Origin of the sequence: Paraburkholderia ginsengiterrae (assembly GCF_001645125.1) — a bacterium.
Lineage (GTDB): Bacteria > Pseudomonadota > Gammaproteobacteria > Burkholderiales > Burkholderiaceae > Paraburkholderia > Paraburkholderia ginsengiterrae.
The window spans coordinates 62138-68895 of sequence record NZ_LXKA01000330.1 but is presented as its reverse complement, the minus strand read 5'-3'; the positions used below and the strand labels follow the sequence as shown (position 1 = coordinate 68895).

The 6758-nt window shown below is 61.3% G+C and carries 6 protein-coding genes; 4 read left to right on the top strand and 2 right to left on the bottom strand.

Going from position 1 to position 6758, the window contains the following annotated elements:
- Positions 1 to 138 precede the first annotated feature (138 nt).
- Entirely contained in the window at positions 139 to 1254 is a 1116-nt protein-coding gene (locus A6V37_RS24785; protein ID WP_064272063.1) for an AI-2E family transporter, read from the bottom strand.
- A 270-nt stretch (positions 1255 to 1524) separates the two neighbouring features.
- Here A6V37_RS24785 and A6V37_RS24780 point away from each other — a divergent pair, with 270 nt between their 5' ends.
- From A6V37_RS24780 to A6V37_RS24765, 4 genes are all read left to right on the top strand, one after another.
- Complete coding sequence (locus A6V37_RS24780; protein ID WP_064286427.1) at positions 1525 to 2739, top strand: DUF2863 family protein; 1215 nt, start codon at positions 1525 to 1527, stop codon at positions 2737 to 2739.
- 228 nt (positions 2740 to 2967) lie between these two features.
- Positions 2968 to 3846: a helix-turn-helix transcriptional regulator gene (locus tag A6V37_RS24775; protein WP_064272065.1), complete on the top strand. Its 879-nt coding sequence runs from the start codon at positions 2968 to 2970 to the stop codon at positions 3844 to 3846.
- 110 nt (positions 3847 to 3956) lie between these two features.
- Positions 3957 to 4631 (top strand): energy-coupling factor ABC transporter permease, encoded by a 675-nt coding sequence (locus A6V37_RS24770; RefSeq protein ID WP_064272066.1) that lies wholly within the window; start codon positions 3957 to 3959, stop codon positions 4629 to 4631.
- 168 nt (positions 4632 to 4799) lie between these two features.
- Positions 4800 to 5468 carry a BspC domain-containing protein gene (locus A6V37_RS24765; RefSeq protein WP_064272067.1) on the top strand — a complete coding sequence of 223 codons (669 nt, stop codon included), beginning with the start codon at positions 4800 to 4802 and terminating at the stop codon, positions 5466 to 5468.
- A gap of 116 nt (positions 5469 to 5584) precedes the next feature.
- On the opposite strand, the gene A6V37_RS24760 is transcribed toward A6V37_RS24765, so the two are convergent.
- Positions 5585 to 6739 carry a M14 family metallopeptidase gene (locus tag A6V37_RS24760; protein ID WP_064272068.1) on the bottom strand — a complete coding sequence of 385 codons (1155 nt, stop codon included), beginning with the start codon at positions 6737 to 6739 and terminating at the stop codon, positions 5585 to 5587.
- Positions 6740 to 6758 lie beyond the last annotated feature (19 nt).

The following is a 6758-nucleotide window of genomic DNA, read 5'->3' as shown; positions in this document are numbered from 1 at the left end:
GCTTTTCAAACCTGCCCACCGCGCTGAAAGCCTTGCCACTGCTGGCTCTCCCGCCTCCCGCGCCCCGTTGTCCGGAGCACGAAAGAGCGAGATTCTAGCGAGCCCGCGAGCGCCTTGCAAGCGTTATCTGAAATATATTCAAGGCGCCTTTTCTACGCGCCCAGACTCATCGACAACCGGTGATGTCGCATCCGGCGACAAGGCGCGCGCAGCCGACGCGCCAATCGTCCAGTCGTGCAATACGGTATAGGCAACCGCCAGCAAAGTTGGCCCGATAAAAACGCCGAGGAAACCGAAAGCAAACGCGCCGCCAAGGATGCCCAGCATCACCAGGATCAACGGCATATCGCTGTTCTTGCCGATCAGAATCGGCTTGATGACGTTGTCAGACATACCGACAACCAGCACGCCCCACACAACCAGAAAGATCGCCCATCCCGTCGCGCCGCCGTGGTACAGCCAGATTGCGGCGGGCAACCACACGATCACCGGTCCGCCCGGGATCACCGAGAGAAAGAAAGTCGCCAGCCCGAGCAACGCAGGCGCCGGCACTCCGGCAATCCAGCATCCGAAACCCGCCAGAACCCCTTGCACGAGCGCTGTGCCGAGAATCCCGTAAACCACGCCCTTCACCGTGCTGCCGGCCAGTGCCAACAGGTAATCGGCACGCTCGCCAGCAATACGCCGCATACCCGCATTCAGCCAGGCTGCCGCCCCTTCCCCTCCCGTATAGAAGAAGAAAGCGAGCACGATGCTCAATGCCAGCAGGCCAAGACCATGTGTAACCGCAATCGCCGCCGCAAGAATCCACTTCCCAGCCGGCGCCGCAAGCGTACGCAATTGCGCGATCAATTCAGAATTGCTGCTCGTCAGCTGTTCCCAGAATGCCTCGATGTTCGAACCAACCAACGGAATCCGGGCAACCCACGACGGCAAATCCGGTAAACCGTCCTCAAAAAGTCTTTCCACCAGCGCGACGATTTCGTGCGCGTGCGCCCCGAAAGCAAAGCCGGCATAGACGAACGGCCCGAGCACCACAATCAGAATGATGAGCACGATCAGCATGGCGGCCCACTTGCGCCGCCCGCCGACCGCTGCGGTCAGCCGCCGGTACAAGCCCCACGAGCTATAGCTGAGAATCGCGCCCCACAGCAGCGCAGTCGTGAACGGCGCCAGCACCAGCAGCGAGCCACCCACCAGGATAATTAGCGCAAACACGGCGGCAAGACGTTCGATCAGTTGGTCCGATTTCAAATTGAATCTCCTGTTGCGCCAGCCCCCGGCGACAAATGAACATAGGCATGTCAAGCGTCCGTTGAAAACGGTCAGTATAGAAGCGGGCCACACGCTCTGGAGCGTCTTATATCATCGGACCAAGCCACACACAACGGGCTTACAGGCACCTTCAAAAGGCTGAATCTTCATGCGGAAACGTCCCAATTCATCCCACATTGCCGGCCAAATAATATGGCGGCACAGAAAAGACTAGAATATAAGGTTCTGTGCCCTCCAATTTCCGGATTTATGCGCTCGCGAATCGCCAAACGTCTCCCTCCCGATGCCGACAAGCTTGTCGGTCTCTCGCTCGCGCTTTTCGCGTCGGGCAGCCGCACCGAGGACCGCTTCTGGGAAGCGAAGCTCGACGCGCTGCTGACCAAGATCGTCCGTAACGCCAACCAGACTACGCTGGACGCCGCACTCGATCACCTGCAGCAAAATCATCCCGATGCTTACGGCGCGCTCGCCGACATGGCGGAAACCCACAGTGAGTCGTTCATCGTCGAACATGAAGGCGTGACTTATGAGGCGCTGCTTATTGCCGCGCCGGTGCTCGCCTGGACGCGCTACATGATTCCATCCGGTCCGCTCAAAGCGGATGCGGCGGACGCTCTGCGCGCGCACCTGCAAGCACATGTGCTCGCGGCGAATACGCGGGTCACCATGGCGCCGTTCCTGTACAGCATCGATCAGCTGCCGCGTCATCATGTCGAAACTTGGCGGATCGCCCAGCAACTCGCTCAAGCGGCCATAGCCGGCGGCAACGTCAAGCTCAATTTCGGCGAACTGCCGGAAACCTCGCCGATTCTGGCCGACCCGCGCTTCCTGCTCGCTGTAGTCGCCGCGCCGGTCGGCGAGCCGACCTTCCGCTGGCAGGAAGAAGAGCACGGCAGCAGGATCGAGCGCGGTCAATGCCTCGAACAGTGGGCCACGCAAGGCGGCGCCAATTTGTCGCTGGTGCTGCCGGGTTGCGAATTCGAGTGCCTGTTGCCGGACGCCTATTACTCGGCCTGTCGCGACGCCGACGAACGCGTACGCCCTCACACGGTGCGTACTGCCGTGCGCTACCTGTTCGACACGATCGGTGCGGCACCCCAGGAGTTGCGCGCGGTTGTCGCGGGCTTTGGCGAGCGCCGCATCGACGAATACCGCGTCGGATTTACGCGCCGCGGCAGCAACGACGTGATCTACGGCGTCGTGTGGCCGCTCTATGGCCGCGAGAACGGCGAACCCGGCATCGATGAGGAGCCGCAGGAGACCGCCGCATCGGACGACCCGCTCGAAGAAATCGTCGCGCTGCTCAAGGAAACCGGAGTCACGGACGTGCGCCGCCACGCAGGCCGCTTCGAACCGGAATATTGCGACGACTGCGGCGTGCCGCTCTACGCCGACCCGCTTGGCGAGATCGTTCACGCCGAAATGCCGGAAGATGCTGATCCCGGACAACCGCATTTCCATTGAACCTCGGCCGGCGCATTTCGCGCATCGGCGTTGACATCACAGAGCCCCGCAGCGTGCGGGGCTTTTTTATACCGGCCGTTTTTACGTCATTCCTCCTATGCCTTTTGGACAGGCCGTCAAGTTGAAGGGAATTTGTCATCATAGGAACGGCGACGCATCGCACCACCTCCGGCTCATTCGCCGGTCGTGTGCATCGCGCCACCCCGCCCGATTCATCTGGAGACATGCATGCGATTCTCGATACTCAACTCAGACGCCGAACGACGCGATGGGCTTAAGGCGTTACTGCGGCAAATTGACCGGTTGGCACGCTTTAGCGAAGCACAGGATTGGCGCCAGGTCGAACGCACGCTCAAGCGCCAGCGGCCCGATTTGCTCGTGATCGACTGGCAGGACTGGATGTCCGTCGCGGATATCCGCAATCTACTCTGCCACTACCCCGATCTGCGCATTGCCGTGCTCACCGACCAGATCTCCCCGATTGTCGTGCGAGATCTCATGGACGAAGGCGTGCTCGGCGTCGTGCCTCGCGAAACCGACCCTTGCCTGATCGTGCGCGCCTTCGAAATGGTGCTGCTGGGCGGCCACTACGTGCCGGCAGGCGCTCTGCCGCTCAATCCGCCTCTGCCGCCCGATATCGCAATTCGGCCGTTCGACGAGAAAAACCCGCCGCCGCGCCGCGCCAAACTAGCCAACGGATTGTCGCCTCGCCAGCAACAGATCATGCGGTGTGTCCACATGGGCAGCACGAACAAGATGATCGCGCGTACCCTCGGCATCAGCGAGGGCACGGTCAAGATCCATCTGACCAGCATATTCCAGCAGCTTGGAGCGCCCAATCGCGCCGCTGCTGTTGCGCTTTACAACGGCTGGCTAACGAACCATCTGCAAGTACTGCACAACGACGGTGAAGCTCCCGTTCGTCCGGTCATGGGGCAAGCCGGAGTAGTGCCGTTGCGACGTCGCGCGCGGCGGCGCTTCCAGTATCCATTGCCAGCCAACGACACCGTCGCCTCGTTGCCCATGGCGGCGGAACCGGGCGCGCCTTATGGCGACGCGCCCGCTGCCGGTCCGGCGCCGAACCCGGTTATTCACGGTCCGGCATAACCGCCTGCGGCGCGCGTCAGAATTGGGGAAAGCATTTCCAGGCCGCCTTTGCGGCGGCTGGCATGGAATCCGCTCACACCTTTTCTCGTCCAACGAGTAATATGAGACTCATGGGTTTCCTCTACACACCGCTTCCGTTCTGGGTCGCTGTCGGTGGCTGGATCGCCACTGCGATAGTGGTCGCGCTCGCTCTGTGGAAAAATCCTTTCAAACGACTTCAGGACGGCACACTACAGCATGTCTGGCTTGCGATCATCGTCGCAGTGTCGGTGCTGTGGGCGAGTAATGCATGGCTCGACGACGGCACCGTCATGCATCTGCTCGGCGCTACGCTCGTTGTCACGTTATTCGACTGGGCGCTGGCACTGATTGCCATGGCGGTGGTGACAGGTCTCGCTGCCGTCGTCTTCGACGCCCCCTGGCAGGGCATCGCGCTGACTTTTCTCGTGTACGGCGCGCTGCCTGTCGGCATTTCGACCTTGCTCCAGCGCGCGAGTGTCGCGTGGTTGCCGCGCAACCTCTTCATGTTTATCTTCGGACAGGGTTTTGTCTCGCCAGCCATCGCCGTGTCGCTGACAGCCGCCGCGGCCCTCGGCGTTCATATCGCGCTCGCTGACGGGTCGATGACCGTGGTGCCCGCCGGCTACGCGCTTAGCGTGCTGCTGCTTGCCACCGGGGAAGCCTGGTTCACCGGCATGTCGACGGCGTTGATCTCAGTCTACCGTCCTGCATGGGTCACCACTTATGATGTACGACGATACCGGCTAGGCGGACCACGCACTTGAGGCTCGCGCGCGCACCGTCGGCGCGTCAGTGGCGACAGGCCAACCGGCTCATTGAGTTGCCCGAGCGTGCTCACCACGACAGAACAAAATATTTGTGTCAGGATTGAACTCCACCCTCTCGCCGGGCATCTTACGTGCCTCAGGTTTCATAAGCGTCTAACGAACTAGATGGATCGCACCAACGTACCGCGCCGATTGCTGCGGTTGGTCGGCCGGTTGGCAGCATGTGCAGCGGGTCTTTCGCTCATATGCGCTGCTCCCGCATTCGCCGATCAACTCGAACAGCACAACGATCTCGTCAACAAATTTGTCAATGACATGCATGCGGACCCGCTGGTTGCGGACTGCGCAGCGCATGGCAACTTTGTCGCCAGCACATCCACCGCCTTCGACCACGTCGAATTTCCACCTAGCTCGTTCGACAGCGCGCACGCGTCGGTCACGCCGTGGAACGACTCGTTCGACGAGGGCAAGCAACGCGTCAAGGTCGACAACATTGTCACAGTCGAAGGCCTCGGCATCCGTCAAAACGGCGGTGGCGATCCTGCCGACCTGAAATTCCGCTGCGGCTATGTCGGCACTCAGATGCTGGCGTTCAGCTGGAACGATCCGGTGCCTCCGGCCCGTGCGCACAGCTCGGAACCATCGGGATCGCGAGCGTCGTCGGGCAAACACACGAGCGCCAAGGGCAAGCACTCGGCAGGTGGAAAAACCACGAAAAAATCGGCCACGAAGTCTTCCAAGGCGAGCTCCGGCAAGTCGTCGAAAACAACGTCGAGCAAGTCCTCCAGCAGAGCAGCCACAAAGAAGACGTCCACGGCAAAGAAGACGCAATAGCGGGCAATACCGGCTGCAGCGCGCTCCGTCCAGAATCGCGGAGCCGACAGCCACCCCAAAAGAAAACGAGGCACACACCGTGAAGTGCGTGCCTCGTTTTTTTCGACGTGCGTGGTTTAAGCAAACGTCTCCACATGCCGCAGGATCGCCTGCAGCATGGCGGCGCCAAGCGACGCACTACGCTCTCCGCTCCACCCCACCCGCTCGTCGGGCAGGTTGGCGTTGTCCTTGAACGGCATCTCCAGCGTCAGCGACAGGCAGCCGAATTCGTTGCCGATGTACTTCGACGCCAGCTTCAGCGCGTCTTCGCGATATTTACTCGCGGCATAACCGTACTTGTCCTGGAAATCCGGGCTCGCGTGCTTGAAGGCTTCGATAAACGCCTTCTGCTCGACTCCCTGCCGTTCGGTGAAACCCGGCAACATCTCGGAGCCGGCCACGAACACGTAGGGCAGTGCCTCGTCACCGTGGATATCGAAAAACAGATCACAACCGGTAGCGTGGATCGCGTCGCGCACCAGCAGCACTTCAGGGCTGCGCGCGGCGTCCGGCTCCATCCACTCGCGATTCAGATTCGCGCCGGCCGCGTTGGTGCGCAGATTGCCATGCACGCTGCCATCCGGGTTCATGTTCGGCACGATATAGAACACCGCGTGATCGTAAAGCTTGCGTGCAACCGGGTCTCCCGCCCAATCGCCCCAACCCACGAGCCGCTTCACGAGCCCTTCGATAAACCACTCCGCCATTGTCTCGCCAGGGTGCTGGCGCGCGATCAGCCAGACCTTCTTCTTGGGCGTGTCGCCGGTTTGCGGCGTGCCGAGCGTAAGCAGCGACATGGGCCGGCCTTCGACCGTCGTGCCAAGTTCCGTCAGCGTGGCCTGCGGCATCTGCTGCACCGCGCCGAGAAACTCAGAATGCCGCTCCTCGCTATACGGCTCGAAATACGCGTAGTAGACCCGGTCGAAATCCGGCGTGTGATCGATCGTCAGCACGCGGCCGTCGTACGACGTGGGCACGCGAAACCAGTTCACGCGGTCATAGCTCGCCACCGCCTGATAGTCGCGCCAGCCTTCGGCGAAGGCACACGCGGCGGCATTCTCGAAGGTCATCACGCAGCGCTCGCCCGCCGCACCCGACACCCGGAAGTAAAACCACTGCGCGAACTCGGCATGGCTGTCCGGCCGCACGCGCAAACGGATATTGCCTGCGTCTTCGCAGGACAGCACTTCGATCGCACCCGCGTCGAAATTACTCGTGATCGATAACGTCATAATGTTCTTTCCTGCTTGA